Here is a 25,967-nt window from a genome sequence, read left to right on the forward strand (position 1 = left end):
GTCATGACCAGACGACGTCTCCGACAGCTTCTCGGTGTCCTCGCCCCGGTCGCGGGCCTCGTCGTCATTCTCGTCGTGCTCCACGGAGCCGGGATTCCGCTGACCATCCCGGGTGTGATCGTGGTGCTCGTGCTGCTGGTCGTCGGGCGTCTCGTCTTCGCGTTCGCCCGACGGCGGCGGCCCGACCGACGATGAGACGGCCGGGCCACCGCGGTCAGAGCTCGTTCTCGGCTTCGATGAGTCCCCAGGCGTGGGCCGCGCGGATGGCACTGGCGCGGTCCGACACCTCGAGCTTGCGATAGAGGCTCTGCAGCTGCGTCTTGACGGTGTTCGGCGAGACCACCAGCGCACGCGCGATGTCGGCGATCGTCGAGGTCGGGGTGAGCTGAGCGAGCACCACCTGTTCGCGCTTGGTCAGGTGGGGGACGCTCACCGACGACGCGAAGAACGAGGCGCGATCGGCCACCTTCTCTCGGGCGGTCGGGGACAGCAGGCGCAGGACGAGGGCGCGGTCCTCCGGAGCGACGGCGCTCCACGGGCTCCACAGGTCGTGCCGGCCGCTGAGCGCCTCGGCGCGCTGAGCAGTGGAGCGGTGGGCACCGGTGCCGTTCAACCGGACGTCGGCGACCATGCTCACCACCAGGCTTTCCAACGCCGCCCGCGGGGAGGACTCCTGGTGGATCCCCCACTTCACGCTCATCACGTAGGCCTCGTGGGCGCGTCCGGCGTACAGCTGGGAGAGCGCGATCGCCGGCGCGGTCGCGGACGAGAGACCGAACGGTCCCTCGAACAGGGCCATGGCCTTGCGGGCTTGGCGCAGGGCGATGAGCACCTTGGCGCGGGCGGTGAGCAGCTGGATCGACTGGAAGTGGGACGGGGGCGTGCTGCGGGTGCGCGCCATCCACGAGCGGAGCATTCCGAGTGCGTCGGGAGCCGCGCCCGAGAGCAGGAACGCGATGGCCTGAGTGGCCGCGGCGAACGGCCAGAGCTCCCGCGCTCCGCCCGTGGCGGTCATCGTCTCGAGGCGCTCCCGCGCCCCCATCGCGTCGCCGCGTTCCAGGCGCAGCCATGCGTCGGCCAGACGCGTCCCCCCTCCCCACGGGGAGTTCACCCAGCTGTCCTCGCGGTCCGTGTCGCACAGCACCCCCGCCGCGCGCACATCGCCTTCCAACAGGGCGACGATCGCGAGGACGCCGCGGGCGCGCAGCCGCCGCGCGGGAGGAGCGAGCCGCTCGACCTGGCCGAGTGCGAGGGTCGCGTCGCGCAGCTTCCCCATCGCCAGGTGCGTCATCCCCACCTGATACCAGCCCTCGGCGACGACGTCGTCCGTGAGCGCAGGTCGCCGTCTCAATGCATCGACGAGCAAGGATGCCGATTCCGTGGCGAGCGCGAAGCGGCCCGCCGCGCGCAGCAGATCGACCCGCATGATGAGCGCCTCGACGTTGTGCTGGGCGGCGGCCTTCGCCTCGGGGAGGCGACCGAGCGCTCCGACGACCAGCGCGGGGGTCTCCGCGGATGCCGCGGTGTCCGGGTCGACGGTCAGGAGAGCGTCCACCGAGACCGGGTCGAAACCGACGTGGGCGCGCATCGTCTCGACGAGCCTGGTGAAGGCCGAGGAGTCACGAGCCCAGATCTCGGGCCCGGTGGAACGGAGGATGGATCCCAGGGTCGACCACTGGCCCGCATCGGCGGCGAGCTGGGCAGCCCGCAGGGGCTCGCCGGCGGCGACGAGGTGGTCCAGCAGCCGCAGCCGGGCGTGTTCGACCAACTGGGGAGCGCCTGCCGTGATCTCGCGCAACCACTGGGCTCGCACGGGTTCGGCCAGGACGAGTCGGGTGGTGCTCGGCCACACGAAGCCGGCGTCCTGCAGCTCGCCCAGCAGCTCGCTCGTCGACGCGTTGGTGGAGTCGATGCCGATCGCGTCGGCCAGCTCGACGTTGACGTACGGCGCCACGGCCAGTAGGCGCACCTCGTCGGTGACGGGAGTGCTCAAGTGCGCCTCCATGTCGGCGGTGAGCGCGCGGGTGGCGTAGTCGGCGATCGCATCGGCCTCGTCGCGCGTCCGCAACGGGAGCCCCTCGAGACGCAATCGCGAGCTGGAGAGCTGGGCGAGTGCGGGCCACCCATGGGTGCGCCGCATCAGCACGTCGATCGCGACGTCGGTGGTCTCGATCCCGTTGAGCTCGAGGACCAGCATCAGCTCCTCCCGCGACATCAGCAGGTCGGCGGGCGTCAGCACGTGCACGTCGAATTCGAGCGCGACGAGCGGACTCTCGAGCCGGGTGACATGCCGGGTCGCGACCACGATGCGGAGCGCGGGGTCGGTGCGCAGCATGTCCAGGACGACGGTGGAGTCCACCCCCCGGCCATCGTCGAGGTTGTCCACGAGCAGGACGTGCTGAGGCGGGCCCTCCCGGAACGCCGCAGCCACGCGATCGAGCACCTCCGGACCGGCGTGCCCGGCGTCGAGCAGCTGTATCCCGATCTCGGGGTCGTCCTCGAGCGTGGAGGCGAACTGCCGGAGCAACGCGCTCTTGCCGACACCCGCGGGACCGCGCAGGAGCACGACGTCGCTGTCGAGTGCCGTCCGGAGCGTGGCGATGGTCGCCGTGCGCGGCGTCCAGAAGCGGCTCGAGCGCCGTGCGGCGCGTGCCGTGGTGGGTGGGGTTTCCAGGTCGATCAGCATCGTTCTCTCCAACTCTCACGCCGGTGGTGTCGTCGGCCCGGTTCGGGTGCCGGGGACGAAGGGCGCGCACGGCGGTGGTGCGCTTCACCCGATCTTTGGGGTGATGTTCGCCCGTGCTTCGCACGAGAGGAGCGGTTTCATACCCGTCGTCATCCCCCTTTCACCCCGCCGGCATCACCTCCCCGGATCGTTCCTCACCAACACGGGCGGTCTCCGCGACGACCGCGCTTCGCCCGCTCGTGCGGATGCCCCAGGTGGCGGGAACGGGTGCCGGTGCGCACCTATGCTTCCCCGGGCTCGGCGTTCCCATCGCACGGGCCCGGTGAAAGGCGGAACACGAGTGGACATGCAACGCGTCGCGCGGATCCTGCGCGCGTACTGGAAGGCGATCGTCGCCCTGACCATCGCGGGGGGCCTCGTGGGCTTCGGATGGAGCGCCCTGCAATCGCCGGTGTACACCGCCGATGCGAGCGGATATGTCGCCAGCGTCGCGTCGGACGGCTCCACCGGGGCTGCGCTGGCGGGCAATCAACTGGCGCTGTCGAAGGTGAAGTCCTTCATCGACATGGGGTACTGGCGCTCGGTCGCCGAGACGGCTCGCGACCAGCTCGGTCTCACGGACACACCGGAGTCGCTCGTGCAGCGCATCCACGTGTCCAACCCGGTGGACACCGTCAGCGTGCGGGTCGAGGCGACCGGGTCGACACCCGAGTCTGCTCGAGACCTGGCCCAGGCGTGGCTGCAGGGGATGACCGTACAGGTCGACCAGCTGGAGTCGACGGGTGCTGCGCAGGGGGCCGTCCGTCTCATTCCGGGGGACTCCGCACGGCTGCCGACCGCGCCGTCCTCGCCGAACGTCAAGCTCAACGTCGCGATCGGCGCGATCGCGGGAGCCGTGGTCGGTGTCGTCTTCGCGCTCGTCCGTCGCGCTTTCGACCGTCGCTTGCGGTCGGCGAGCGACATCTCCGACGCCGTCGACGCCGCCGTCGTGGGAGTCTTGCCCGTCGACAAGGAACTCGCCGCCGGGCGCGCCGTGTTCTCGTTCGACGACATCCGCGACGGGCGGGGGTCCTTCGCTCACAAGGAGGCGATGCGGGAACTGCGGACCAACCTGCAGTACGTCGATGTCGACCACCCCGCTCGGGTGATGGTCGTGACCAGCCCGCTCCCCGGCGACGGAAAGTCGACCACGGCGGCCAATCTCGCCGTCAGCATCGCGGCGACGGGCCAGCCCGTCATCCTCATCGACGCCGACTTGCGGCGGCCGGTGCTGGGGGCGACCTTCGGCTTCTCCGACGACGTCGGTCTGTCCGACGTCCTCGCCGGCCGCGCCCAGATCGAGCAGGTGGCGCACCAGGTCGACGAGCACGGGCGTCTCTTCGTCGTGGCTGCGGGGCGCACTCCGCCCAACCCGAGCGAGATGGTCGGTTCGCAGCGGATGCAGCAGCTCGCGCGGAAGCTCGCCGACGATCTCGTCGTGATCATCGACTCCCCGCCGACCCTCGCCGTGGCCGACGCCGCCGTCATCGCGAGCTGGGCCGACGGCGCGGTGCTCGTCGTCACTGCCAGACGGACGACCGACGACATGCTCGCCCGCGCGGTCGAGAACATCGCCAAGACCCGCGGACGGCTCCTGGGTGTCGTGCTGAACCGCGTTCCGCTGCGGGGTGCCGACTCGAGTTACTACGGGTCGCAGTACGGCGGCTATTACGGCTACGGCGCGCCCAGCACCCGAGGCGGGAAGCCGTGGTGGCGGCGTCCGTGGAGACGTGTCTCCGGGGCCGAGGTCGGACCTGATGACGTCGTGCCCGGGCCGCGTCGACGGCCATCCGAGCTGCCGCCGTCCAACGTCAGCGGCTTGCGCACGCTCTCGCAGCGGCGGAAGGCGTCTTCCCTCGCGGGTGATCCCGATGGTGAACCAAACGAGCTCATCGCGCCGGTTCCGGGCGACGACGCGCGCACGTCCCGCCGCCGCCCGCGCGGCTGACGGACACCGAACGACGAAGGCGCCGGTCCCTCGGGAGCCGGCGCCTTCGTCGTTCGAAATCAGTGCGCGGTCGCGCCCGGAGCGACGACCGCCTTGACGGTGCGGAACAGGATCACGATGTCGCCCACGAGCGACCAGTTCTCGACGTAGAAGAGGTCGAGGCGGATGGCATCCTCCCACGACAGGGTCGAGCGCCCGCTGACCTGCCACAGGCCGCTCATGCCCGGGCGCACGATGAGGCGCCGACGGGCGTCGTCGTCGTAGAACGCGACCTCCGCGTCGCGCTGGGGGCGCGGGCCGACCAGGCTCATCTGACCGAGCAGCACATTGAAGAGCTGGGGGAGCTCGTCCAGCGAATACGTGCGCAGAATCCGGCCGATGGGGGTGATGCGGGGGTCGTTCTCGACCTTGAACAGCGGCGCACCGTCACGTCCCTGCTGCGCGAGCAACTCCGACAGGCGGGCATCGGCCCCGTCCACCATCGACCGGAACTTGAACATGCCGAAGCGGATCCCGCCCTGGCCGACACGTTCCTGGCGGTACAGGATCGGGCCCGGGCCCGACAGACGCACCAGGGCGGCGAGGACGAGGAGGACCGGGCTGAGAGCGATCAGCAGGAGCCCGGATCCGACGATGTCGAAGGCGCGTTTCAGCACCCTTTGACGGGTGGAGTACTGCGGCGTCTCGACGTGGACGAGCGGGAGTCCCGCGACGGGTCGCGTGTGGATGCGCGGACCGGCGACGTCGGTGAGGTTCACAGCGACGATCAGGTGCTCCCGCCCGGGCTCCAGGCCCCATCCGATCCGTCGGATGTCGTGCGCGTCGAGATGGGTCCCCCCGGTGACGAGGACGCTGTCGGCGTCGAGCTCCCCGAGCCGGCTCCGCAGCAGGCGGGCGTGCCCATCTGTCCAGCCCTGGCCCTGGTCCGCATCGAGCGGATGAAGTCCCACGATCGTCAACCCGACTCCGGGTTGGCGCGCGATCTCCCCGGCCACGCGGGCGTTCTCGTCGGCGCTGCCGACGAGAACCACGCGCGCCGACATGGCGCCCTTGCGGCGTCGGGCGACGAGCCAGGACCGGCAGGCGCTGCGCGCGGCCAGCAACGTCACGGTCCCCACCGGCAGGCTCAGCAGGAAGTACCCGCGCGAGAGATCGATCCCGCTGAGATAGGCCGCCATCGCGACGAGGCCGAAGAGTTGGACGGAAGCGGCCAGGACGAGTCGATGTTCGGCGACGCCGTGGCCGATGACGCGTGGCAGTCGCGTGCCCCACAGCGTCAGCGCGAGCAGCCACGCGAGGCTGAGCAGGGCCGACACCGTCGTGTAGTCGATCGGGACGGCGCTGACGCCGGTGGGCAGCGGGCCGAGCCACAGCACTTGCGTGCCGAAGACGGCGGCGACCACCACCACGGCGTCGACGACCGTGAGCAACGCGGCGTAGTGGGCCTGCCAGGTTCTTCTTCTTACGGGGCGCGCCCGGGTGAAGGTCTTGGCTAGGGCTGGTGAACTGAGTGAGGAGGTGGCGAGATCCATGGGTACTCCGCTGATCGGGCTCAGTGGCCGGAGATGATGCGCCTCTGGGCTGGAACAGGAGGCGCGGGGTCCGGGCACTCTGCCACTCGGTGGGCGGGGGGAGCATGGACGCCGTTCGGACGACGGAAGGGTGAACGCTCTCGGCGGCTCCATTGCGGCGGCGCGTCCTCGGTCCTTCGCGGCGGCGTCGGGCGCCGCCGCCCGGGGGATCGCCTCGACATTCACCTCGCCGGTATCGCTCGTCACCCTCCTCGTTCGGGCGCCGCTGTTCGCGCGCGTCGAAGATGAGGCATGCATACATGTTCATGTGGGCGTATGCGGACGGACAAGCTGGATGCATGACCGACGTGCCCGATCCCTGGACCGAGTTCGCCCGCGATTTCGGCGCCAGCCTTCGCCATGCGCGGGCCGAGAAAGGCCTCTCCCAGGAGCACGTCGCTCACGCGGCGGGGCTGGCGACGTTCACTTATCGCAAGCTGGAGCGCGGCGAATCCAACCCCGGGACCCCCGCGAACCCACGTCTGCGCACGATCGTATGTCTGGCCGAGGTGCTGGACATCTCTCTCACCGAGCTCTTGCCTCCGCCGCCGGAGGGGGTCGCCCCCGGGCGCTGACGGCGGTGTCGGAGGCTCGTGCTTCACTTCCTCCGTGCCCACCGACGATCGGGTCGTCCACGCGGACGACCCGGAGAAAGAGGTGTCCGGCATGAGTGAGTTCGACGTCCGCCCCCCTGGCCGCGCTCGGCGTTGCGGTTTCGCCTGGTGCACGACTCGGCACGGCGAGACGGCGCATCCCGATGACGAGGCGCATCGCAGTGACGGCGTGGCCTTCTCTGCGCGTGTTCGTGCCGTCGACGAGAGGGGCCCGGGAGTCGACGCCGAAGTGGAAGTGGGTCTGCTGCGGCGCGTGACCGACCAAGACACCTGGCTCGTGATCGAGTCCGCCGGCGGCACCGGTCTGGCGCTGACCCTCGAGGGGGCACGCGAGCTGCGTCGCATGCTCGACGGCGATCCGCAGGTCCGGACGGCGTTGTCGTCGTGACGCGCAGACGAGGTCTCGACCTCGCTGCGTTTCACCCGGGGTCGCCCGGGTGACGTCGCTCGCGGGAGTGTCCGGTGGCGTCCGGTCGGGCGATGGACTGGACCGGTCGGCGTCTTCCCCCGAGCGAAGTGAGGTCTCCGTGATCGCATCCCCGACGTCCGCGCGCGTCATTGTCGTCTGTACCGCGAATGCCATTCGATCACCGTTCGTGGAGCACCTGTTGCGTGCCCGTCTGGAACGGATCGGTGTCGCCCGACTGGACATCGGCAGCGCGGGCTCGGCAGCGCGACCTGGACGAACGGCCGAAACGCGCATCGTCGACATCGGCCGCGCGCACGGACTCGATCTCGGGGAGCACCGCACGCGCCGACTCGGCGAGTCGATGCTGCAGCCCGGAACCACCGTGCTGTGCGCGGCTGCAATTCACCGACGCGTCGTCCTGGACATGCGCCCCGATCTGCTGGATTCGACCTTCACCGTGCGTGAGTTCGCCCGGCTCCTCGAAGTCGACGACGGGCAGGGGAGTCAGGTGGACGACTGGCTCTCTCTCGTGCGGTGGGCGGCGCGGCACCGCACGCGCGCCCGCCCGGGTGCGCCGGCGGACGACGATCTCGTCGACCCGATCGGGCGGGAGCCGGCCGTCTGGACGGAGTTCGAACGTGACGCGGTCGCCGCCGTCGAGGCGATCGCTCGTCGCATCGCCGCGCTGCCGGTCATCGGGACGGGCGTCACGCCCCCCACCACGGTTCCCCGCACTCGGCGAGAGATGCGGGCGCGATCGGCGGCCGGCGCCGTGCCGCGGTGAACGCGGGGCTCATGTCCGATGTCGCGAGGGGTGGTGGCGTTGTAGGAGACGCCCCACAGCGACGGTTCCCGCACCGATCACCCCGCCGACGGTGTTCGCAGCGACGTCGAGCACGCTGGAGGTCCTTCCGGGCAGGAAGAGGCCCTGGGCGATCTCGATCAGCAGCGGTACGGCCCAGACGACGCCGAGGACGATGAACGGTCGACCGGGCAACACCGTCGCCAGGATCATCCCGAACGGGATGAGAAGGACGACGTTCAACGTGGCGTCGATGCCGAAGGGGAACGCCGCCGACGCGTATCGCAGGAGCAACGCGTAGAGGGGGCCCGCGCCGGAGTCGACGTGATGCGGCCACAACACGATTGCCGCCAGCGCGACGAGGTAGCCGAATGTCACAGCCGTGGCCAGGCCGCGAGTTCGACGGGGCACGGCCGTGGTGGGCATGCCTCACGATAGCCCGGACAACGCTCGCGTACGGACACGCCTATGGTGCGCTCAGAGGGTGGCGGCTCCGCTCAGTTCCGCGGGGGCGGGAGCGTCCAGGGCATGGCGCTCTTCGCTATCTGCGCGGGCGATGATCCGGCCGAGGCCGATCCCGGCCGCGAGAGCGGCAAGGACCCAGGTGAGGATGCCGACAGCGATGGCGGCGGTGACGAAGACCATGGGACTTCTCCTTTGGAGTCCGGTGGTGCACAACGGGAGCTGGTCGTCACTGTAGCGCCCTCCCACTCCCGGTGGGGATACTGACGCGCGCAGAACGGATGTGGTAGGTCAGCGTCGGCGGCTGAATGTGCGTCGGACGACGCGGAGCAGCCCGAGGAAGCCGAACAGGCCGATCACCGCGCCCAGGACCGAGAACAGGGTCACCGACCCGCCCAAGACAGGGCCGCCTCCCGCGACGATGAGGACGACGGCGATCACGACCGCGGCGATCGAGACCAGCGTCGAGGCGATCTCGGAGGTGATCCGGGTCAGGATGCCGCTGGCGTCGGTGCCGTCGTCGGACCGCAGGGTGATGCCGATGGACCCCCGTTCGATGCCGGTGAGGAGCGCCTCGAGACGCTGCGGCATCCGTTGCATCCGAGCGAGCGAGATCACCGCGGCGGCTTGGAGATCGGTCGCGGTGCGCGTGAGCGAGAGCGTCCGCCGCAACAGGCTCGGCATGAGTGGGAGGGCGCGACCGACCATGTCGAAGTCCTCGACGATCACGCGCAGGCACCCTTCCAGGGTGGCGAAGCTGCGCAGAGCCGAGGCCAGTTCCCCGGGGAGGGCGATCCGGTGCTGCCGGATGACGTCGACGATGCGGGTGAAGATCGATCCCTGACCGCCGCTGCGCAGATTCTCTGCCGTGAGGACGACCCCGACGTCGTGGCGGAAGGCGTTGAGGTCCACGTCGTCGGGCGCCGCGACGATCAGGAGGAGCGCATCGGTCGCCGCCACGTCGTTCTCGCTGAGCGCTGCCAGCAGGAACGCCGTCATGTGCTGTCGCGTGCTGCGTTCGATGATGCCGACCGCGCCGAAGTCGATCAGGCCCAGGGTTCCGTCGCTCTTGAGCAGCACGTTGCCCGGGTGGAGGTCGGCGTGGAAGACGCCGTACACGAGGATCTGCTCGATGACGGTCGTCATCAGCGCCTCGGCCAGCCGGTCGCGTTCCTCTGCCGACAGTGCCGCCAGTCGGTCGACGGCGTCGCCGAGAGCCACGCCGTCGACGAGTTCCATCGTCAGGACGCGGGGGCTCGAGGCCTCGGGGAATGCGGCGGGCACGGTCACGACTCCGCGGCGCGCGGGCTCAGCGGAATCGATCCGGTCGACGGTGGCTCGGATCATCTCGGTGTTGCGCGCTTCGACGCGGTAGTCCAGCTCTTCCAGGAGCGTCGTCGTGAACCCGCGGGCGACCGATTCGATGCGCAGGTCGCGACCGACCCGGGTTCGCGCCTCCGCGCGGTGGGCGAGACGACCGATGATGTCGGCGTCCGCCTCCACTTGCGCCCGTGCGACGGGACGTTGCACCTTGACCACGACGCGGCTGCCGTCGCGGAGCACCGCCCGGTGCACCTGCGCCACCGAAGCCGCGGCGAGCGGGATCGGGTCGACCTCGGTGAACACCTCGTCTACGGGGCGCCCCAGGTCGGTCTCGATGACCTCGCGGATGGTCTCCCACGGGAGCGTCGTGGCGCTCGTCTGCAGGGAGGCGAGTGCGCTCAGGTAGGGCTCGGGGATGAGGTCCCGGCGCGTGGAGAGCACTTGCCCGAGCTTGACGAAGCTCACGCCGGCGTCATTGATGGTCGCGACGATCGCGCGCGCGCGTTCTTCGGAGGTGCTCAGTTCGCGTTCGACGCGCGTGTGACCGCCGTGGAAGAGCCATCCCACCCCGTGCCGCGACGCGATGGTCAAGATCTGGATGTACCGACGCGTGCGCTTGCGCCGACGCAGGGCCGCGCGGATCACGTCGATCGGATTCGGCAGCGGCCGGGTCGGGAAGATCGCCTCGCTGGCCACGAGTGCCGCGACCCCGATGGCGAAGACCCAGCTGATCGACAGCGCGATGAGCCCGAGCCAGAGCCAGATGTCCTCGTCCCGCGTGGGAACCGCCGACGTGGGCAGCCCGGTCTGCCTCAGCACCCATCCGGCGAAGGGGACCCCGACGAAGAACACGAGCAGGCCGACGACGATGCTCCGCGGCCACCCGACCGGCGTGCCGAGGACCTGCCGAGCGATGAAGCCCACGAGGACCGCGCAGACCACGGCGACGACGGTGATGAGCAGGGTGACGAGCACGGGGTCAGCGTAGCCGTCGATCACGCGATCCGGACGAGACCGCATCCCGGGCACGTCCAGACGTCGGCCGAGCGCTGCCGACGTGGCTCCATCGTGTGCAGGCAACGGGGGCAATGGGGAGCGAACCCGATTGCGATGTCGGCGTCCGGCGGCGCCGCGGGTTCTCGCGGAGGCAGGGGTGGGGGGTCGGGGAGGAGACGCATCGCTGGCCCTTCTGTCGAAGGCATCTTTACATGCGCATGTAAGAATTCGCAGAATTCGTCCACAGACGAACCGCGTCCCGAGGCGCGAATGGCAGGGGCCCCCGCCTCGCGACGCGCAAGGAGAGGGGCGCCCATGCGCCGACCCGATTCCCGAATCCGAGCCGTCTATCGGCGGAACTGGCGCAGTGCCTTCTTGGCCTTCTTCTCCGCCTTCGCGGCGGCCTTGCGTCGACGGCGACGTGAGCGCGGGTCGTCCCACATACGGACCAGCTGATGACCGACCGACTCGCGGGACTTCACTTTCACGCCGCTGGCGCGGGTGCCCAGGACATAAGCGACCAGAACGACGGCGCCCACAATGATGATGCGGTTGCGCATGGCATCCTCTTTCTAGTTCAGGCGCCGCTGGTCGTGCGCGAGCTTGGCGCGCAGACTCGAGTGCACCGAGATGTACGTGCGGAACTGCTGGCCCGTCAGGGTCGCGAGGTTTGTGACGAGCGTGTCGACGTCCTCGGCGATCCGGCGCGGCGACGTGTTCTGTCGCGGCGTGACGCTGACGTGGAGCACCGCCTCTTTGCGCACCTCGTTCGAGGCGACGCGGGAGGCGAGGATCTCGTCGCGCTCGTCGAGCGAGCTCTTCAGAGCGGTCGAGGCGAAGCCGTCCGTGATGGTGATTCGCCCTGCGGCGCCCTCGGCTCCTGTCGACTGGAGGGGAACTCGATGGCGTCCACGCACGGCCCCGACCGCGACGAGGACGAGGAGGAGTGCCACGACCACGAGCGCAGCGACGGCGCCGATGCTGAGCGAGGGCTGGCCGATGTCGTCGGCCCACCCGCGGATGCTGTCGGCTGTGCGTGTCCACACATCTGCGGCACCGGGCACGGCGACGACCACGATCAGGAGGGCTCCCAGCCCGAGCAGGATGAGCGCCACGACGAACAGCAGGATGCGGTTCACGGCGCGATTGGTGCTTCTCATCGCGAGTCCTCCTTCCCGGCGTCACGGGGACGCTCGACGCGGACTATTGTGCGGACCGACGGGGTGAGCCGGTAGGACGCGACCTCGTCTTCGACGATCCGGCGCAGGTGCTCCCGGTCGACGGGGATGCCCATCGGCGGACGGACCGTCACGTCGACGGTGCGGTGAGCAACGCCCACCAGGAGATTCTCCCGGGCGATTCCCGACTCGGTGGCGAGATGCTGGGCCAGCGCCGAGGCCACGACGCCGTTGTCGACGACGACGGCCCGCTCACCCCAGGCCATCTCGTGCTTGGACAGGCGGCCGGGGGCCACCGCGAGGATCACGACGACGAGGCCGATGATCGCGAGGACGACGCCGGTCGCGATCAGCGCTGCGGGCGCGACGGCCGTGGGGAGAGCCGCCAACGCGTCGAACGCCGCGGCAGGGGCGATCAGCAGGGGAGGTCGGCCGAGCGACGCCACCACGATCTCGACCGCGGCGTAGGCCACGGCGAGGATGACCAGCACCACGACGACGAGCATCGCCGCGGTGCGGGGCGAATGCGTCTCACGGCGCACGACGGTGCGGAGGACGGAGTCGGTCATCTCACCCTCCTCCGGCTCGGGGCGGTCGCGCCGCTGATGGTCAGGTCCACGCGCGAGACCTCGCGGCCGAAGAGGCGGGTGAGACGCTCGTGCAGGTCGTGCTGGATGCCGTGAGCGGCTTCCAGCACGGGAGTGGCCGCGAGCACGGCCTCGGTGTCATCGAGGCGGGGGATCGGAAGCGGGGACCGCACGCGCACGGCGACGGTGTCGCGCGAGCCGGCGATCTCGACGCTCACATCCGCGCGGTCGACGCCGATCGATTCGGCGGCCGCCTGCTCCGCCGCCTTCCGGAACACCCGGTCGGCGATGTCGACGCGGCCGCCGAGGCGCACCGCGACCCCGCCCCCCGGAGCGGCCGTGGCCGTCCCGGGAATCACGGTGGTCACGATGTGCTCCGACCCGAGAATGCGTTGGCGATGCTGCGGATGTCGATCTGGCCCGAGACGATGCGGCCGACGACGGCGCCGATCACCATGAAGAGGGCGACCAGGAGGAAGCCCCAGAATCCGAAGATCAGAGCGGCGACGGCCAGGACGAGACCGACGAGCGCGCCGGTGAGAGTCGGGTTCATGACACGCGGGAGGGGGTCGAGTCGTCGTCGTCGTCACCCGGGATGTGGATGTCGTTGACGTCGACGTTGACCTCGACGACCTCGAGGCCGACGAGACGGCTGATGGCGCCGGCGACGCGAGCGCGCACCTGGTCGGCCACCTCCTGGAGGGGAGCCGGGTACTCGACCACGATCGTGAGGTCGGCCGCGGCTTGGGTCTCGCCCACCTCGACCTTCACCCCCTGGGCCAGGTCGGTCGCGTTGATCGCGTCGCGGATCGCGCCGAAGGCGCGGGCTCCGCCGCCACCCAGGGCGTGGACGCCGGAGACCTCACGCGCGGCCATGCCGGCGATCTTGGCCACGACCGCGTCGGCGATGGTGTTCTTGCCCGCAGTCTCGGCGGAGTCCCCGGAACCGGTGTACGCGCGGTCTACGCGCGACCCGTGGGGCGCGGCCGGGGATGCCGTGGGCGTGTCTTCGATAGCCATCGGAGTGTCCTTCCAGTACGTTCTGCTCCGGGCTGGTTCCCGGTGCAGCGATGTTCGCTTACTGAGGAGACGTACCGAGCGGGTGATTCGTCACGGGCGGGACGGACATTCGTGCGGGCCGGCGCGAATGACGAACGCCCCGGCATGCTGCCGGGGCGTTCGCGAATGTGTCAGAGGGGTCAGGGGCGACCCATGCCGTAGTACGTCCAGCCGGCCGCGCGCCACGCGGCGGCATCCAGGCAGTTGCGGCCATCGATCACGACGTGGCCGGAGGTCAGTTCGGCGGCGAGTGCGGGGTCGAGGTCGCGTCGGTATTCGTCCCACTCCGTCACGACGATCACGGCATCCGCTCCGCGCAGAGCCTCGTCGCGATCCTCGACGTACGTCAGCTGCGGGTGGATTCGGCGGGCGTTCTCGATGGCGGCCGGGTCGGTCAGGGTGACATCCGCGCCGAGGCCGTGCAGGCGCACCGCCACGTCGAGCGCGGGGGAGTCGCGGATGTCGTCGCTGTGCGGCTTGAAGGCGGCGCCCAGCACCGTCACCTTCTTCTCGAACACCGCGCCGCCGAGCGCCTGGACGGTCAAGTCGACGGCGCGGTCGCGGCGACGCAGGTTGATCGCGTCGATCTCGCGCAGGAACGCCACCGATTCTCCGCGGCCGAGCTCCTCCGCCCGAGCCGAGAATGCGCGGATGTCCTTGGGGAGGCAGCCGCCACCGAAGCCGATGCCGGCGCCTAGGAAGCGGCGTCCGATGCGCGCGTCGTGACCGATCGCGTCGGCCAGGGTGGTCACGTTGGCTCCGGTGACCTCGGCGATCTCGGCCATCGCGTTGATGAAGCTGATCTTCGTCGCGAGGAACGCGTTGGCCGACACCTTCACGAGCTCGGCGGTGGCGTAGTCGGTGATGATGAAGGGCGTGCCCTTGGCGATCGAGGGGTGGTACACCTCGCGCAGCACGTCCGCGGTGCGCGCGCCCTCTTCGGTCGGCGCGCCGTCGAGGCTCGGGACGCCCGCGACGAGACGGTCGGGGTCGATGGTGTCCTGCACCGCCCAGCCCTCACGGAGGAACTCGGGGTTCCACACGAGGGTCGCTCCGCGCTCGCTCACACGGGGCGCGAGCGACTCGGCGGTGCCGACGGGCACCGTCGACTTGCCCGCGACGATGTCACCCTCGGACAGGTAGGGCAGCAGACCATCCACGGCCGCGTGCACGTAGGTCAGGTCGGCGGCGTATCCGCCGGGCTGCTGGGGCGTGCCCACGCCGATGAAGTGAACCTTCGCACCCTGCGCGGCGGCCATGTCGGTCGTGAAGGACAAGCGGCCCGAGGCGATCCCGTCGGCGAGGATCTCCTGCAGTCCGGGTTCGAAGAAGGGGGCCTCTCCCTTCGAAAGCGAGGCGACCTTCCGTTCGTCGACGTCGATACCGACCACTTCGTGTCCGATCGAGGCCATCGCCGCCGCGTGAACGGCTCCCAGGTACCCACAACCAATTACAGAAAGACGCACGGGTCTCCTCCAGCTTTGTCCAGAGACGGCGCGCGAGTGGCGCACCGTCGACCCGCGCAGGGGCGCGGGGAGTTCACGCGGCCGTCTCGCCCGGCGCCAGGGCGGCGCGGGCGGTCTTGCCGAGGATCACGAAGTCGCCGACGAGCGTCCAGTTCTCGACATACGACAGGTCCAGGCGCACGGACTCTTCCCACGAGAGGGAGGAGCGTCCGCTGACCTGCCAGAGCCCGGTGATGCCGGGCTTGGCAAGGAATCGACGGTGCACGTGGTCAGCGTAGAGGGCGACTTCGGAAGGCAACGGGGGACGGGGGCCGACGAGCGACATCGAACCGCCGATGACGTTGAACAACTGCGGGAGCTCGTCGAGGCTGAACTTGCGCATGATTCGCCCGATGGGGGTGACACGCGGGTCGTTCTTCATCTTGAACAGCACCTCGTTGCCGGCGTCACGCTCCTGTTTCGCCAACTGCTCGAGGAGATCCTCGGCGTTGACCACCATCGAGCGGAACTTGATCATGGTGAATTCGCGCCCGCGGAATCCCACGCGCTTCTGTCGGAAGAACACCGGGCCTTCGCTGGAGAGCCGCACGGCCATCGCGAGGAAGGCCAGCAGAGGGCTGAGGACGATCACACCGGCGATGCTGGCGACGAGGTCCACCGTGCGCTTCAGGAAGATCTGTCCCCGCGAGAACCGGGGGGTCTCGACGTGGATGAGGGGAAGGCCCGCGACCGGACGCGTGTGCAGTCGTGGGCCGGCGATGTCGATGATGCTCGGCGCGAGCACGAGGTGCTGGCGGCCGGCTTCGAGACTCCAGGAGATCTGCTTGACCTTGTCTGCCGGGAGTTCGTCCGCGCTGGTGACGGCGACCGTGTCGGCGCCGGTGACCTGGAGAGCGCGGATGACGTCGCCGACATGTCCCATCACGGGGATGTCGGTGCCCGGGATCGTGTCGGCGACCTTTCCGCTGGGCACGCACGCCCCGACCACTCGGTAGCCGGCGTTGGGGCTGCGGGCGAATTCGTGCGCCAACTGCGTCACAGAGGTGAGCGAGCCCACCAGCAGCACGTTCGCCGAGTACTTCCCGCGGGAGCGTTGCACGACCAGCCACTGGCGCCAGAGCCAGCGCGTCACGATCAGGACCAAGACACCGACGGGCAGACTGATCAGGAGATACCCGCGCGCCACGTCGATCTGCGTCAGGAACGCGATGATGGCGATGGTCCCGAACAGCCGGAAGCTGGAGTCGACGACCCGGATGTACTCCTGCGAGCCGGTGCCCAGGACCCGGTCGCTGCGCGAGTCGATGAAGGAGAGCGCCCACATCCAGGCGACGATCAGAAGGGCGGAGAAGACCCAGTACGACAGGTCGGTGATGCGGCTGTCACGGCTGGCCGCGACAGCGGCGTTCCCCGTGCCGAACCACGCCAGCTGGGTGCCGTAGACGACCCACACCAGGGACGCGAAGTCGGTCAGGATGAGATTACGGCGATACCGCTGGCGCCAGCGGTCGTGCGTCGGGGGCGCGGCCGGGGAAGCGATGTCCGCGGGGGACTGGGAGCGTGTTCTCGTCGTCGGCGAATCGTCGATGCCGGCGACGGCGCTCTGCGACGTCGATGTCGCGTCGACCTGGAGGTCAGACGTCACAGTGCGTAGGCCCCTTTCCCCGAGCGTTCGGATCGTGGTTTCTCCTGCTGAACGATAACAGCCTGAACTCACCCCGTGAATCACCCCTGGATGAACGATTTGTTTCCTGGAGGTTGGCTGGAGTCACCCTGATTTTCCGGGGATCGGACGGTTGTCCACCGAACGGGGGACGCGTTTGCGTGGTGCGACCTTCGGGCTGCGCATCGCGCCGAAGCGCAGATATGCCGCTCCTGTCAAGCAGGGAGTGGGGATGCCGTCCTTGGTGTAAGGCGCCGGTTCGCCTATGCTCGGGGCTCGAATCGCGTGGCATCCGGATGCCGACGCCCCCGACGCCGGAGGAATCACCGATGACACGCGCTGACCGGCGGACTCTGCTCCGGGATCGCTTCGGCGTCGGCGCCCTCGTCGCGATCCTTGCCGTCGTGCTCTTGACCGGCGCGTCCATCGTCGTCTCGGGTGCGCTCGGGTTCTGGCCTGTCGGGGTCGCGGCTCCCGACGGCGTCCTGCCGATCCCGTCTTCGTCATCGACATCCGTGCCGACTTCGACGGCCCCTCCCTCTTCCGCGCCTGCCGCGACGCCGACACCACCGCCCGCCCCGCTCTCGCCGGCGGCGCAGCCGTGCGACGGCGAGACGCTGCTGTCGATCTGGGCGCATCCCGACGACGACATCATCTTCGGCAATCCCACGATCTCCGGTGCGATCGCCGCGGGGCACTGCGTGCGGACCGTGTTCCTCACCGCGGGCGACGCCGGGAAGGGCATCGGATACACCCATTCCCGGGAGCTCGGCATCCTTCGCGCGTACAACCACATGCGCGGCGTCGACGGGCTCTGGGACTCCACCGTCCTCACGCTGGACTCGGGGCTCCGGGTGGACCGACTGACCCCCCAGGGTGACGGGCGGATCTCGGTGATGTTCGTGCGGCTCCCGGACGGCAACATCACCGGTGGCGGGTTCGGCTCCACGGGGTACACGACTCTCAGCGCTCTGCTGGACGGAGGGATCGGCAGTCTCGCGCCGATCGACGGCGGGCCGGCCGTCGACCTCGGCCGGCTCTCCACCGGCCTGAGCGAGCTGGCGACCGCGCTGCAGCCCTCGCAGATCCTCACGCACGTCCCTCGCGGCAGCGCGTACGCCCCCGGCGATCACCCCGACCACTCGGCGGTCGGGACGCTGGTCCGCGACTCGATCGGTCGGGACGCGACGGTGGCCCCCGGCATCCGGTACTTCATCGGATATCCGTCGAGGGACCTGCCGCAGACGCTCGACGGGGCCGTCCTGGATGCCAAGGTCGAGACCTACCGCATCTATACGCAACAGGACGAGGTCGTGCGGTGCGCCGACCGCGACTCTTGTCTGCGCACGCCCAAGTTCGGGGACTGGCTGCGCAGGTCGTATCCGCTGAGCGAGGCCGAGCTCCGCCTGTCCTGACCCCTCCGCCGCGCGAGGATGCCACGGCGACCGGATCGCGCGCCCGTCGCGCGACGGCGACCTCGGCGTGCGGTGCGTCGCTCCCTCAGTGGGCGAAGGTGCCGTGGACGATCGCGCGCCCGAGCGTCGAGAAGGCCAGGCCGAACGAGACGGCGGCGGGGCTGGCGCCCGCATCCACCCCGAGGCTCTCGCTCCCGACGGCGTGCACGACGAAGAAATATCTGTGGGGCTGGTCGCCCTCGGGCGGTGCCGCTCCCATGAAGCCGGCCTCGCCGCCGTCGTTTCGGATGTGGAACGCGCCGGCAGGGAGGTGTCCCGAGGCGAATCCGGCCGGGATCTCCCGCAGATCACCGGGCAGGTCCACGAGGACCCAGTGCCAGAAGCCGCTGGGCGTGGGCGCATCGGGATCGAAGCACGTGATGGTGAACGAGGCCGTGCCCTCGGGGACGTTCGACCACCGGAGATGCGGCGACGTGTTGCCGCGCGCGGCGACCTGGTCGTCCTTCAGAGGCGCCCCGTCGGTGACGTCGTCGCTCACGACGTCGAAGGCGGCGACCGCGGGCAGAAGGGGGTACGGATCGGGGGTCTGGGGGCGGCGCAGATCAACCATGGCAGCACGATAGGACGCCCGGGCGAGGAGGGCAGCGGGCTTGCGTGGACCGGAGGCGAGCGTTAATCGCGGCGCGGCGCGTCCTCGTGCCGCAACGCCAGCAGGGTGCGGGCCACTTCGACGCTCCCCTCTGGGGTAGGCAGTCCGTAGTCGGTCTCGAGAACTCCCCGTAACTCGTCGGCGAGCTGGTCGACGGGAGGATCTTCGGCGATCGCGTCGATCAGTGGAACGAGCAGGTCGTCGTACTCGTCTTCGGGCCAGCCGTCTCCGATCGACCGCACGCCGATCGGGTCCCACTCCCACAGGACGGCGCGCACGCGCAGGGCGAAGGGAGACAGCGACCGCGGCGGCGAAGACGTCTGCATGGCCCCGAGTGTTTCGGCCGAGCCTAGGTGCCGGCTGAGCGCGCGCGATGAGGACGATGGGCGCGGCGGTGTCGTTCGCCCCGCCGGTCGGCCCCCTTTCCCCCGCCGCGCGGTGGGCATGACGCGTGGACTGTCCGGGTATTCGGTGCGGACGCGATAGCGTCGGAAGGTCACGCCGAGCGCCGACGACCCGAAACCGTCGCCCGCTCGGCCCGGGGGGATACGAGACGGAGCCACGGTGCAGGACGACGACCTTGCTGGGGTGGAAGGCGAGCGGGAGAAATCCGCGCGCGACGCCCGCCGCGTCCGTGTGACGCGGCGGGGACTGATCATCGGCGGATTGGCGCTCGCCGGGCTCGGCGGAGGCGCCCTTCTCGTGCGACAGTTGCGTCGCAGCGGCGGTCCGGTGGGCGCGTGGACGCCGCTTCAGCCGATCGCTCCGCCGGCGGCGCCGACGGAACTGTCTCCGGCGTTCGAAGCCCCGGGGATCGATACGGCGATGACGATCTGGGCGCACGCCGATGATGACATCATCTTCGCCAATCCCGGTCTCGCCGACTCGATCGCGGCGGGCGCCACCGTGCGTGCCGTCTACGTCACGGCGGGCGATGCGGGCAAGGGCCTGGAGTACGCGCAAGAGCGGGAAGCGGGGATCCGTGCGGCGTACGACCTCATGCGCGGAGCGACGGGGGAGTGGGACGAGCGCGAGCTCACCCTCCTCAGCGGAGCACGCGTGACGCGTTTCGTGCCGGCCGACGAGCCGCGCCTGTCCATCACGGTCCTGCGTCTGCCCGACGGTGGTCTCGACGCGAAGGGCTTCACCGCCACCGGCCACGCTGGGCTGACGCAGCTCATCAACGGGGACGCGACCGAGCTCGTGCCGATCGACGGTGGTCCGGCGTACAGTCTCCCCCGATTGACGGCGACGCTGGCCGAACTCATGGCCGCCGCCCGCCCGCGGCGGGTGAGCACGAACGTGCCGCACGAGAGCGCCTTCGCGCAGGGCGACCACCCCGACCACTCGTGCGTCGGCTCGCTCGTGCGCGCCTCCACCCCGGCGGTGGGTCTCGAGGCCGAGGCGATGTCGTACTACCTCGGCTATCCGTCGCAGGACCAGCCCGTCAATGTCGCGGGGGACGTGCTGGATGCCAAGGTCGAGGTGTACCGCACCTACGCGGCCGACGACCCCGTCGTGCGATGCGCGGATGCCTCCGCGTGCCTGGCGCAGCCCGGGTTCGGGGAGTGGTTGCGTCGGACGTACCCGAAGTCCGAAGCGGAGTTGCGCCTGTCCTGAGGCAGACTCAGCGCTCGGGTTCGCGCCGCGGAAGCGTCACCGCGAGGCGGAACCCTCCGTCGGGCTCGCCGGTGGCGTCGAGGCGTCCGCCCAGCAGCTCGGCGCGCTCGCGCAGTCCTCTCAGCCCCGCGCCGCCCGACGGCAGGGGGAGTGCGTCGGTGACCGGGGCGTCGTTGTGCACGACCACGTCCACGGTCGTCGTCGTCGTCCGCACGCTCACTCGGACGCGCGCCCCCGGGGCGTGCTTCCGCGCGTTCGTCAGCCCCTCTTGGACGGTCCGGTAGACCGCCCGCTGCAGCGGAGGCGCGAGTTCGCCGCGGACATCGGTGACCAGATCCGCCGGGAGGTCGCTGTCCGAGAGCAGACGCGGCAGATCGTCGAGGGTGGGTTGCGGCTTGTCGCCCGGGGTGGGCGCGCCCTCGGCCCGCAGGACGCCCACCATCTGACGCAGTTCGTCGAGCGTGCGCACGGACAGCGAGCGGATGATCCCGGCCCCGCGCCGTGCGGCGGGATCGGCCGAAGAGACCTGGAGCGCGCCCGCCTGGACGGCGATGAGACTCACCTGGTGGGAGACGACGTCGTGCATCTCGCGGGACAGGCGCGCGCGTTCGCGGCGGAGCACGTCCTGTTCGTCGCGTCGGCGCTCGCCCTCCCGGGCAGCCGAGAGCTCGCCCACCCGCTCGCTGAGCTCGCTACGCGTGCGTACGAGCGCGCCGAGGGCGATCGGAGTGGCCGCGTACAGCAGGGCGTACAGGAGCGAGGGGGCGAGGTAGTCCAGTTCCGGCAACTGCCAGTCAGGGAGAAGGAAGCACACGAAGGTCACCGCGCCCGCGACGATCACGGGGGGAAGGCGTCGCTCGCGCACGGCCACGGAGTACAGGGCGATCGGTGCGGCGATCGTCATGGCATCCACGACGAGGCCGGGCAGCACCAGCGCGAACGCGACCCACGGCAGACGTCGGCGCACGAGCAGGCCCGCGACGGCGATCGCGGCGAGCGTCGACTCGAACGGCGTCCAGGCGGGCAGCAGGACGATGACGTCGATCACGGCGGCAGCTGCCAAGGCCAGGTCGGTGACGACCGCGAACCAGCGGGTGCGGGTGAAGACTCGCAGGCGGTCGCGTGCGTCGGTGGTCACCGCCGGTCGCCGCCTCGCCGGGCGCGCTCCGCGATCAGAGCCGCCTCCAGTCGCGACGACACCGAGAGTTTGGCGAGGATCGCGCTGACGTGATCCTTCACGGTGGCTCCGCTCAGATGCAGGCGTCGTCCGATCTCGGCGTTCGACTCGCCGGTGGGGAGGTGCTCCAGCACGTCGCGCTCTCGGTCGGTCAAGAGCGCCACCCGCTCTACGGCATCCGGATCGGGCGCTCCGACATACCCCTCCACGAGGGTGCGGGACACTTGCGGCGACAGGACGACCCCACCGGCGGCGAGCGAGCGGACCATCGCGGCCAGATGCTCCGGCGGGGTGTCCTTCACCAGGAACCCTGACGCGCCGTCCTGGAGCGCACGAGCGATGTGCTCGTCGGTGTCGAACGTGGTGAGGATGCCGATGACGGGGCGGTCGGGATCGTCGCGGAGCTCGGCCAGCACGTCCAGTCCGCTGCGTCCCGGCATCCGGATGTCCAGGAGGACGACGTCCGGCCGCTCGCGACGGATGGCCTCCACGGCCGCGTCACCGTCGACGGCGGCGACCACCTCGATGTCGTCCGCGGCGCCCAGGATGAGCTCGAACCCCGAGCGCACGAGTGCTTCGTCGTCGACGACCAGGACGCGGATCACGATTGTCACCCTACGTCGGGCGGCGATGGGCCGCCTGTAGGGAAGCGCGAAGGGGGCACCGACTCGCCGGTGCCCCCTTCGCTGCGTCGGTGTCAGTCCTCGGCGACGGTGACCGTGACCTCGATGTTCCCGCGCGTGGCGTTGGAGTAGGGGCACACCTGGTGCGCCTCGTCGGCGAGCTGCTGGGCCAGGTCGTGCTCCACGCCGGGCAGCACCACCTCGAGCAGAACGGCGAGCTGGTAGCCGCCCTGGCCGTTGGGGCCGATCTGCACGCGACCGCCGACCGAGGAGTCCTCGAGCTTCACCTTGTGGCCGCGGGCGACGGCGTGCAGCGCGCTGTGGAAGCACGCGGCGTAGCCGGCGGCGAACAGCTGCTCGGGGTTGGTTCCGTTGCCGGATCCGCCCATCTCCTTCGGGACGGCGACGTCGAGGTCGATCTGGGAGCCGGCGACGACGTGGCCGTTGCGGCCTTCGCCGGTGGAGAGGGCTTCTGCGGTGTAGAGGACGTCCATGGGGTGGTTCCTTTCTGGTGGACGGGGTGGCTGCCGACGCGGGGTCAGACGCTCGGTCGAGGGGCGCCGATCGCGTCCAGCGCTGTCCGCGGGTGGTCGCGCAGATCGCGCATCGCCACGGTCAGTTGCTGGAGCGCCTGGATCAGCTCGTGAGCGCTGTCGGCGTCGGCGATCCCCGATCCGACGGCGATGCAGCGCGGGACGTGGGCGAGCTCGTCGCGCATCTCCCGACCGCGAGGTGTGAGCGAGACCGTCACGACGCGTTCGTCGTCGGCGCGGCGCTCACGCGTGACGTACCCCGCGTTCTCCATGCGCGCGAGCATCGGGGAGAGCGTGCCGGAGTCCAGTTGCAGGGCCTCGCCGAGTCCGCTGACCGTCTGGTCGCCGTCGCTCCACAGCGTCACCAGCGCGAGGTACTGAGGGTAGGTGAGGTCCCACGGGTCGAGCAGGACGCGATACGCCTGCGTGGTCGTGCGGCTGGCGGCGTAGAGGGCGAAGCACACGAGCGAGTCGACGGCGGGCATGACGTAATGGTTGCACGCAATTCAATTGTGCACAACTCAAGACCAGCCGTCACCGGTCCGACCTCGGGACACGGAACGCGCCCGGAGCCATCGACTTTGACGGGATCCGAGCCGGTCAGCCCGCGGAGCGCACGACGACGCCGTCGGAGACGGCTACCGACACCTCTGCTCCGTCGGCGAACTCGACCTTCCAGGCGGGGGCATCGGTGTCGCGATCCACCCCGGCATCGGTCACCCCTCCGCTCGCACTCCGGGCCGCGGCCGCGATGCGGATGCCGTCCGCGAGCGTCGTTCCCGCCGCGTCCAGCGCGGCACGATCCTCGCCCTCCAGGGATCCGTCGTCCCGTCGCTCCGTCACCGTCGGGCCGGCCAGATCCACATCGACCTCGATGTCGCGATCGCCCACGGCCACGTGCACCTGCGCCGTCCCGGAGTCGATCTCGAGCTCGAACGCCCGGCCGCCGGCATCCGACTCCGCCTGCACGACCGCGGCGATCGCCGCCTGGTAGACGACCTGGTCTGGAGTCCCCGCCCCCGGGGATGCCGGGGCACAGGCGGTCACCGCGACCGCGAGGCCGAGGGTCGCGAGGGCGATGGCGGGAACACGGAGGGATGCCATGGCGCGAGGCTATCGACCTCGTGCGAACCGATCCGGGTCGTTGCGTCGGAACTGCGGATGTGCCATTCCTCTCGCCGCGAAGTAGCAATTCGAGCCGAGCCCGTCAACCGCGGGCTCGCGTGCAGGTGCCCGGCGAAACATGAGCTCCATGAGCGAGATCACCGCACACCACGGACTGCTGACCGACATCGACCTCCACGTCGACGACACCGGCGGGGCCGGACGCCCCGTCGTCCTGATCCACGGATGGCCCCTCTCGGGCGAGTCTTGGGCCCACCAGGTGCCGGTGCTCGAAGCCGACGGCTATCGCGTCGTGACGTACGACCGCCGCGGCTTCGGGCACAGCGACAAGCCGCGCACCGGCTACGACTATGACACCTTCGCCGACGATCTCGACGCCGTGCTCGAGACCCTCGACCTGCGCGATGCGACCCTCGTGGGCTTCTCCATGGGCGGCGGGGAAGTGGCCCGCTACCTCACGCGCCACGGCTCCAACCGCGTGCGCAGCGTCGTCTTCGCCTCCGCCGTTCCGCCCTACCTCGCCCAGACGGACGACAACCCGGAAGGGCCGCTCGACAAGGGCACCGCGGACGGGATGGAGAAGGGGCTGAAAGACGACGAGAAGACCTTTTACCACCAGTTCACGACCGACTTCTTCTCGGTCGACGGTGCTCTCGCCGTGTCTTCCGCGGAGCAGGCCCAGGCCGAGCGCCTGGCGAATCAGGCCGACCACCACGCCGCGCTGAAGTCGATGGAGGCCTTCGCGACCACCGATTTCCGCGACGACCTGCAGAACGTCACGGTTCCTGCCTTGATCATCCACGGCGACAGCGACGCGACCGTTCCCTTTGCGGGGTCGGGCAAGCGCACGCACGAGGCGATCCCGGGAAGCGAGCTGCACGTCGTCGCTGGTGCTCCGCACGGCGTCAACGTCAGCCACGCCGACGAGTTCAACCGCGTACTTCGGGAGTTCCTGAAGCGCTGACGCCCCTCGTCCACGTCCTCGACCTCGCCCGCGACTCCGCGGAGGACGTGCCCTCCGACCCCGGCACCTTCTCGGTGCCGGGGTCGGTGTCGTCTTGGCGGGTGAACGCCGGATGCCGAGCGGGTGGGGGGCGATGCGAGCCCGGGACGGTCGCGCCTCGAAACGCGGTGTGAGGGCGTCCGGCGACCATACGGTGCTGCTCATGTCCGACCCGGTCGCCCGTCATCGCCCCCGCACGCCCCCGCGTCGCCGGCACCGCGCATGGCGCGAGGGTGGCTCCAGCGTCGCCCGTTGGGATGCCGAGATGCTCGGCTGGGCCGTGCTGTCCCTCGGCCTGGGGGTGCTGGCCGCGCGGGCCGGCGCGGTGCTCCTGCCGGGCGCGATCGCCGAGGTCGTGACCCAGGCGGTGCTGTGGGCCGCCTTCGCCGTGCCGGTCGTGTGGGCTTTCCGTCGGTCGCGGCCCCGCGGCCTCACACGGTTCCGTGCGGTCGACGTGCTCATCGGCGCGGTCTGGGGCGTCGGCCTGCGGCTGGCGCAGGGCGCGCTCGACGCGGCCGCCGGGGCGCCGGCGTGGCCGTCCGCCGGCACGGGAGGGGTGACGTCGCGACTCGTCGCCGAGTCCGTCGCGGCCACGACGGTCGGCCCCGCCCTCGAGGAACTCTTCTTCCGCGGTGTGGTGCTGGTCTGCACATACACCGCCGTGCGCCGGCTCAGCGGCCACGTGGCGGCCGTGGTCGCCTCCCTCGTGCTGTCGTCGATCCTGTTCGTGGTCGCCCACGCGCTCGTGGCCCCGCTGGGCCCGACGGATGCCGCCGCGCTCGCACTGGTGGGTGCGATCTGCGGGGTGTGCGTCCTGGTCACCGGCCGACTCTGGCCGGTGATCCTCGTGCACGTCGTCTACAACGCCACAGGGATCGCCGTCGTGGTCGTCGGGTCGCTGTACGGGTGAGGGTGGCCGAACGTTTGGCCATGGCATCCGGATGCCGTAAGATTACTCTTTGGTGCCCGCCTCACTGCGAGCAGGTGCCACGAACGTGAGCCCTCCACCGGCCCTGTTG

29 protein-coding genes are annotated in these 25,967 nt (G+C 70.3%); 9 read left to right on the forward strand and 20 right to left on the reverse strand.

Annotated elements, in window-relative coordinates; genetic code table 11:
- Positions 1-3 precede the first annotated feature (3 nt).
- Complete coding sequence (locus AC3E6M_RS08575; protein WP_138176992.1) at positions 4-195, forward strand: hypothetical protein; 192 nt, start codon at positions 4-6, stop codon at positions 193-195.
- Positions 196-214: 19 nt separating this feature from the next.
- Here AC3E6M_RS08575 and AC3E6M_RS08580 read toward each other — a convergent pair whose 3' ends face one another.
- Complete coding sequence (locus AC3E6M_RS08580) at positions 215-2,686, reverse strand: helix-turn-helix transcriptional regulator (protein ID WP_490529655.1); 2,472 nt, start codon at positions 2,684-2,686, stop codon at positions 215-217.
- A gap of 346 nt (positions 2,687-3,032) precedes the next feature.
- On the opposite strand from AC3E6M_RS08580, the gene AC3E6M_RS08585 reads away from it, so the two are divergent.
- A complete protein-coding gene (locus tag AC3E6M_RS08585; RefSeq protein ID WP_171024357.1) occupies positions 3,033-4,673 on the forward strand; it encodes a tyrosine-protein kinase domain-containing protein in 1,641 nt (546 codons plus the stop codon).
- Positions 4,674-4,732: 59 nt separating this feature from the next.
- Here AC3E6M_RS08585 and AC3E6M_RS08590 read toward each other — a convergent pair whose 3' ends face one another.
- Positions 4,733-6,205, reverse strand: a complete 1,473-nt coding sequence (locus AC3E6M_RS08590) for a sugar transferase (protein ID WP_138177001.1) — start codon at positions 6,203-6,205, stop codon at positions 4,733-4,735.
- A 338-nt stretch (positions 6,206-6,543) separates the two neighbouring features.
- Between AC3E6M_RS08590 and AC3E6M_RS08595 the strand changes: the two genes are divergently transcribed.
- The 3 genes from AC3E6M_RS08595 to AC3E6M_RS08605 all read left to right on the forward strand — a co-directional run bounded on the left by AC3E6M_RS08595 (position 6,544) and on the right by AC3E6M_RS08605 (position 8,051).
- Positions 6,544-6,819: a helix-turn-helix domain-containing protein gene (locus AC3E6M_RS08595; RefSeq protein WP_138177004.1), complete on the forward strand. Its 276-nt coding sequence runs from the start codon at positions 6,544-6,546 to the stop codon at positions 6,817-6,819.
- Between the two features lie 34 nt (positions 6,820-6,853).
- Positions 6,854-7,246: a hypothetical protein gene (locus tag AC3E6M_RS08600; RefSeq protein ID WP_138177007.1), complete on the forward strand. Its 393-nt coding sequence runs from the start codon at positions 6,854-6,856 to the stop codon at positions 7,244-7,246.
- 139 nt (positions 7,247-7,385) lie between these two features.
- The gene (locus AC3E6M_RS08605) at positions 7,386-8,051 is read left to right on the forward strand and encodes an arsenate reductase/protein-tyrosine-phosphatase family protein (protein WP_171024358.1); all 666 of its coding nucleotides are present in this window, start codon (positions 7,386-7,388) and stop codon (positions 8,049-8,051) included.
- Between the two features lie 9 nt (positions 8,052-8,060).
- Here AC3E6M_RS08605 and AC3E6M_RS08610 read toward each other — a convergent pair whose 3' ends face one another.
- The 11 genes from AC3E6M_RS08610 to AC3E6M_RS08660 form a co-directional block, all read right to left on the reverse strand.
- Positions 8,061-8,495 carry a VanZ family protein gene (locus AC3E6M_RS08610; protein ID WP_138177013.1) on the reverse strand — a complete coding sequence of 145 codons (435 nt, stop codon included), beginning with the start codon at positions 8,493-8,495 and terminating at the stop codon, positions 8,061-8,063.
- A 51-nt stretch (positions 8,496-8,546) separates the two neighbouring features.
- Complete coding sequence (locus AC3E6M_RS08615; protein ID WP_171024359.1) at positions 8,547-8,714, reverse strand: hypothetical protein; 168 nt, start codon at positions 8,712-8,714, stop codon at positions 8,547-8,549.
- A gap of 108 nt (positions 8,715-8,822) precedes the next feature.
- Positions 8,823-10,829: an ABC1 kinase family protein gene (locus tag AC3E6M_RS08620; protein WP_171024360.1), complete on the reverse strand. Its 2,007-nt coding sequence runs from the start codon at positions 10,827-10,829 to the stop codon at positions 8,823-8,825.
- A 368-nt stretch (positions 10,830-11,197) separates the two neighbouring features.
- Positions 11,198-11,410 (reverse strand): hypothetical protein, encoded by a 213-nt coding sequence (locus tag AC3E6M_RS08625; RefSeq protein ID WP_138175533.1) that lies wholly within the window; start codon positions 11,408-11,410, stop codon positions 11,198-11,200.
- 12 nt (positions 11,411-11,422) lie between these two features.
- A complete protein-coding gene (locus AC3E6M_RS08630) occupies positions 11,423-12,010 on the reverse strand; it encodes a hypothetical protein (protein WP_138175535.1) in 588 nt (195 codons plus the stop codon).
- On the reverse strand, positions 12,007-12,597 hold the full coding sequence (locus AC3E6M_RS08635; RefSeq protein ID WP_138175537.1) for a DNA/RNA endonuclease G: 591 nt from the start codon (positions 12,595-12,597) through the stop codon (positions 12,007-12,009). The genes AC3E6M_RS08630 and AC3E6M_RS08635 overlap by 4 nt, the downstream gene beginning before the upstream one ends.
- Positions 12,594-12,983: a hypothetical protein gene (locus AC3E6M_RS08640; protein ID WP_138175539.1), complete on the reverse strand. Its 390-nt coding sequence runs from the start codon at positions 12,981-12,983 to the stop codon at positions 12,594-12,596. Before AC3E6M_RS08640 ends, AC3E6M_RS08635 begins: the two co-directional genes overlap by 4 nt.
- Positions 12,980-13,168, reverse strand: a complete 189-nt coding sequence (locus tag AC3E6M_RS08645) for a DUF2273 domain-containing protein (RefSeq protein ID WP_138175541.1) — start codon at positions 13,166-13,168, stop codon at positions 12,980-12,982. The genes AC3E6M_RS08640 and AC3E6M_RS08645 overlap by 4 nt, the downstream gene beginning before the upstream one ends.
- Positions 13,165-13,635, reverse strand: a complete 471-nt coding sequence (locus tag AC3E6M_RS08650; protein ID WP_138175543.1) for an Asp23/Gls24 family envelope stress response protein — start codon at positions 13,633-13,635, stop codon at positions 13,165-13,167. Before AC3E6M_RS08650 ends, AC3E6M_RS08645 begins: the two co-directional genes overlap by 4 nt.
- 179 nt (positions 13,636-13,814) lie before the next feature.
- Positions 13,815-15,140: a UDP-glucose dehydrogenase family protein gene (locus tag AC3E6M_RS08655; protein ID WP_138175545.1), complete on the reverse strand. Its 1,326-nt coding sequence runs from the start codon at positions 15,138-15,140 to the stop codon at positions 13,815-13,817.
- 73 nt (positions 15,141-15,213) lie between these two features.
- Positions 15,214-16,785 (reverse strand): sugar transferase, encoded by a 1,572-nt coding sequence (locus AC3E6M_RS08660; RefSeq protein ID WP_138175547.1) that lies wholly within the window; start codon positions 16,783-16,785, stop codon positions 15,214-15,216.
- A 347-nt stretch (positions 16,786-17,132) separates the two neighbouring features.
- Here AC3E6M_RS08660 and AC3E6M_RS08665 point away from each other — a divergent pair, with 347 nt between their 5' ends.
- Positions 17,133-18,218, forward strand: a complete 1,086-nt coding sequence (locus AC3E6M_RS08665; RefSeq protein WP_138175551.1) for a PIG-L family deacetylase — start codon at positions 17,133-17,135, stop codon at positions 18,216-18,218.
- A gap of 85 nt (positions 18,219-18,303) precedes the next feature.
- On the opposite strand, the gene AC3E6M_RS08670 is transcribed toward AC3E6M_RS08665, so the two are convergent.
- Together AC3E6M_RS08670 and AC3E6M_RS08675 are read right to left on the reverse strand one after the other, a co-directional pair.
- On the reverse strand, positions 18,304-18,828 hold the full coding sequence (locus AC3E6M_RS08670; protein ID WP_138175553.1) for a YbhB/YbcL family Raf kinase inhibitor-like protein: 525 nt from the start codon (positions 18,826-18,828) through the stop codon (positions 18,304-18,306).
- A 62-nt stretch (positions 18,829-18,890) separates the two neighbouring features.
- Positions 18,891-19,193, reverse strand: coding sequence for a hypothetical protein (locus AC3E6M_RS08675; RefSeq protein ID WP_138175555.1), 303 nt, complete (start codon positions 19,191-19,193; stop codon positions 18,891-18,893).
- Between the two features lie 238 nt (positions 19,194-19,431).
- Here AC3E6M_RS08675 and AC3E6M_RS08680 point away from each other — a divergent pair, with 238 nt between their 5' ends.
- Positions 19,432-20,487: a PIG-L family deacetylase gene (locus AC3E6M_RS08680; RefSeq protein ID WP_138175557.1), complete on the forward strand. Its 1,056-nt coding sequence runs from the start codon at positions 19,432-19,434 to the stop codon at positions 20,485-20,487.
- A gap of 7 nt (positions 20,488-20,494) precedes the next feature.
- Here AC3E6M_RS08680 and AC3E6M_RS08685 read toward each other — a convergent pair whose 3' ends face one another.
- The 5 genes from AC3E6M_RS08685 to AC3E6M_RS08705 form a co-directional block, all read right to left on the reverse strand.
- Positions 20,495-21,625, reverse strand: coding sequence for a sensor histidine kinase (locus AC3E6M_RS08685; protein ID WP_490529656.1), 1,131 nt, complete (start codon positions 21,623-21,625; stop codon positions 20,495-20,497).
- Positions 21,622-22,269, reverse strand: coding sequence for a response regulator (locus AC3E6M_RS08690; protein ID WP_138175561.1), 648 nt, complete (start codon positions 22,267-22,269; stop codon positions 21,622-21,624). Before AC3E6M_RS08690 ends, AC3E6M_RS08685 begins: the two co-directional genes overlap by 4 nt.
- Positions 22,270-22,361: 92 nt before the next feature.
- Positions 22,362-22,781 (reverse strand): organic hydroperoxide resistance protein, encoded by a 420-nt coding sequence (locus tag AC3E6M_RS08695; protein WP_138175563.1) that lies wholly within the window; start codon positions 22,779-22,781, stop codon positions 22,362-22,364.
- Between the two features lie 44 nt (positions 22,782-22,825).
- On the reverse strand, positions 22,826-23,305 hold the full coding sequence (locus AC3E6M_RS08700; RefSeq protein ID WP_490529657.1) for a MarR family winged helix-turn-helix transcriptional regulator: 480 nt from the start codon (positions 23,303-23,305) through the stop codon (positions 22,826-22,828).
- Between the two features lie 115 nt (positions 23,306-23,420).
- Positions 23,421-23,924, reverse strand: coding sequence for a hypothetical protein (locus tag AC3E6M_RS08705; protein WP_490529658.1), 504 nt, complete (start codon positions 23,922-23,924; stop codon positions 23,421-23,423).
- A gap of 148 nt (positions 23,925-24,072) precedes the next feature.
- On the opposite strand from AC3E6M_RS08705, the gene AC3E6M_RS08710 reads away from it, so the two are divergent.
- Together AC3E6M_RS08710 and AC3E6M_RS08715 are read left to right on the forward strand one after the other, a co-directional pair.
- Positions 24,073-24,909 (forward strand): alpha/beta fold hydrolase, encoded by an 837-nt coding sequence (locus AC3E6M_RS08710; protein ID WP_490529659.1) that lies wholly within the window; start codon positions 24,073-24,075, stop codon positions 24,907-24,909.
- A gap of 202 nt (positions 24,910-25,111) precedes the next feature.
- Positions 25,112-25,858, forward strand: a complete 747-nt coding sequence (locus AC3E6M_RS08715; protein WP_490529660.1) for a CPBP family intramembrane glutamic endopeptidase — start codon at positions 25,112-25,114, stop codon at positions 25,856-25,858.
- Positions 25,859-25,967: the final 109 nt, after the last annotated feature.

The organism is Microbacterium sp. SCPM-O-B-15248 (M128), from assembly GCF_058214835.1.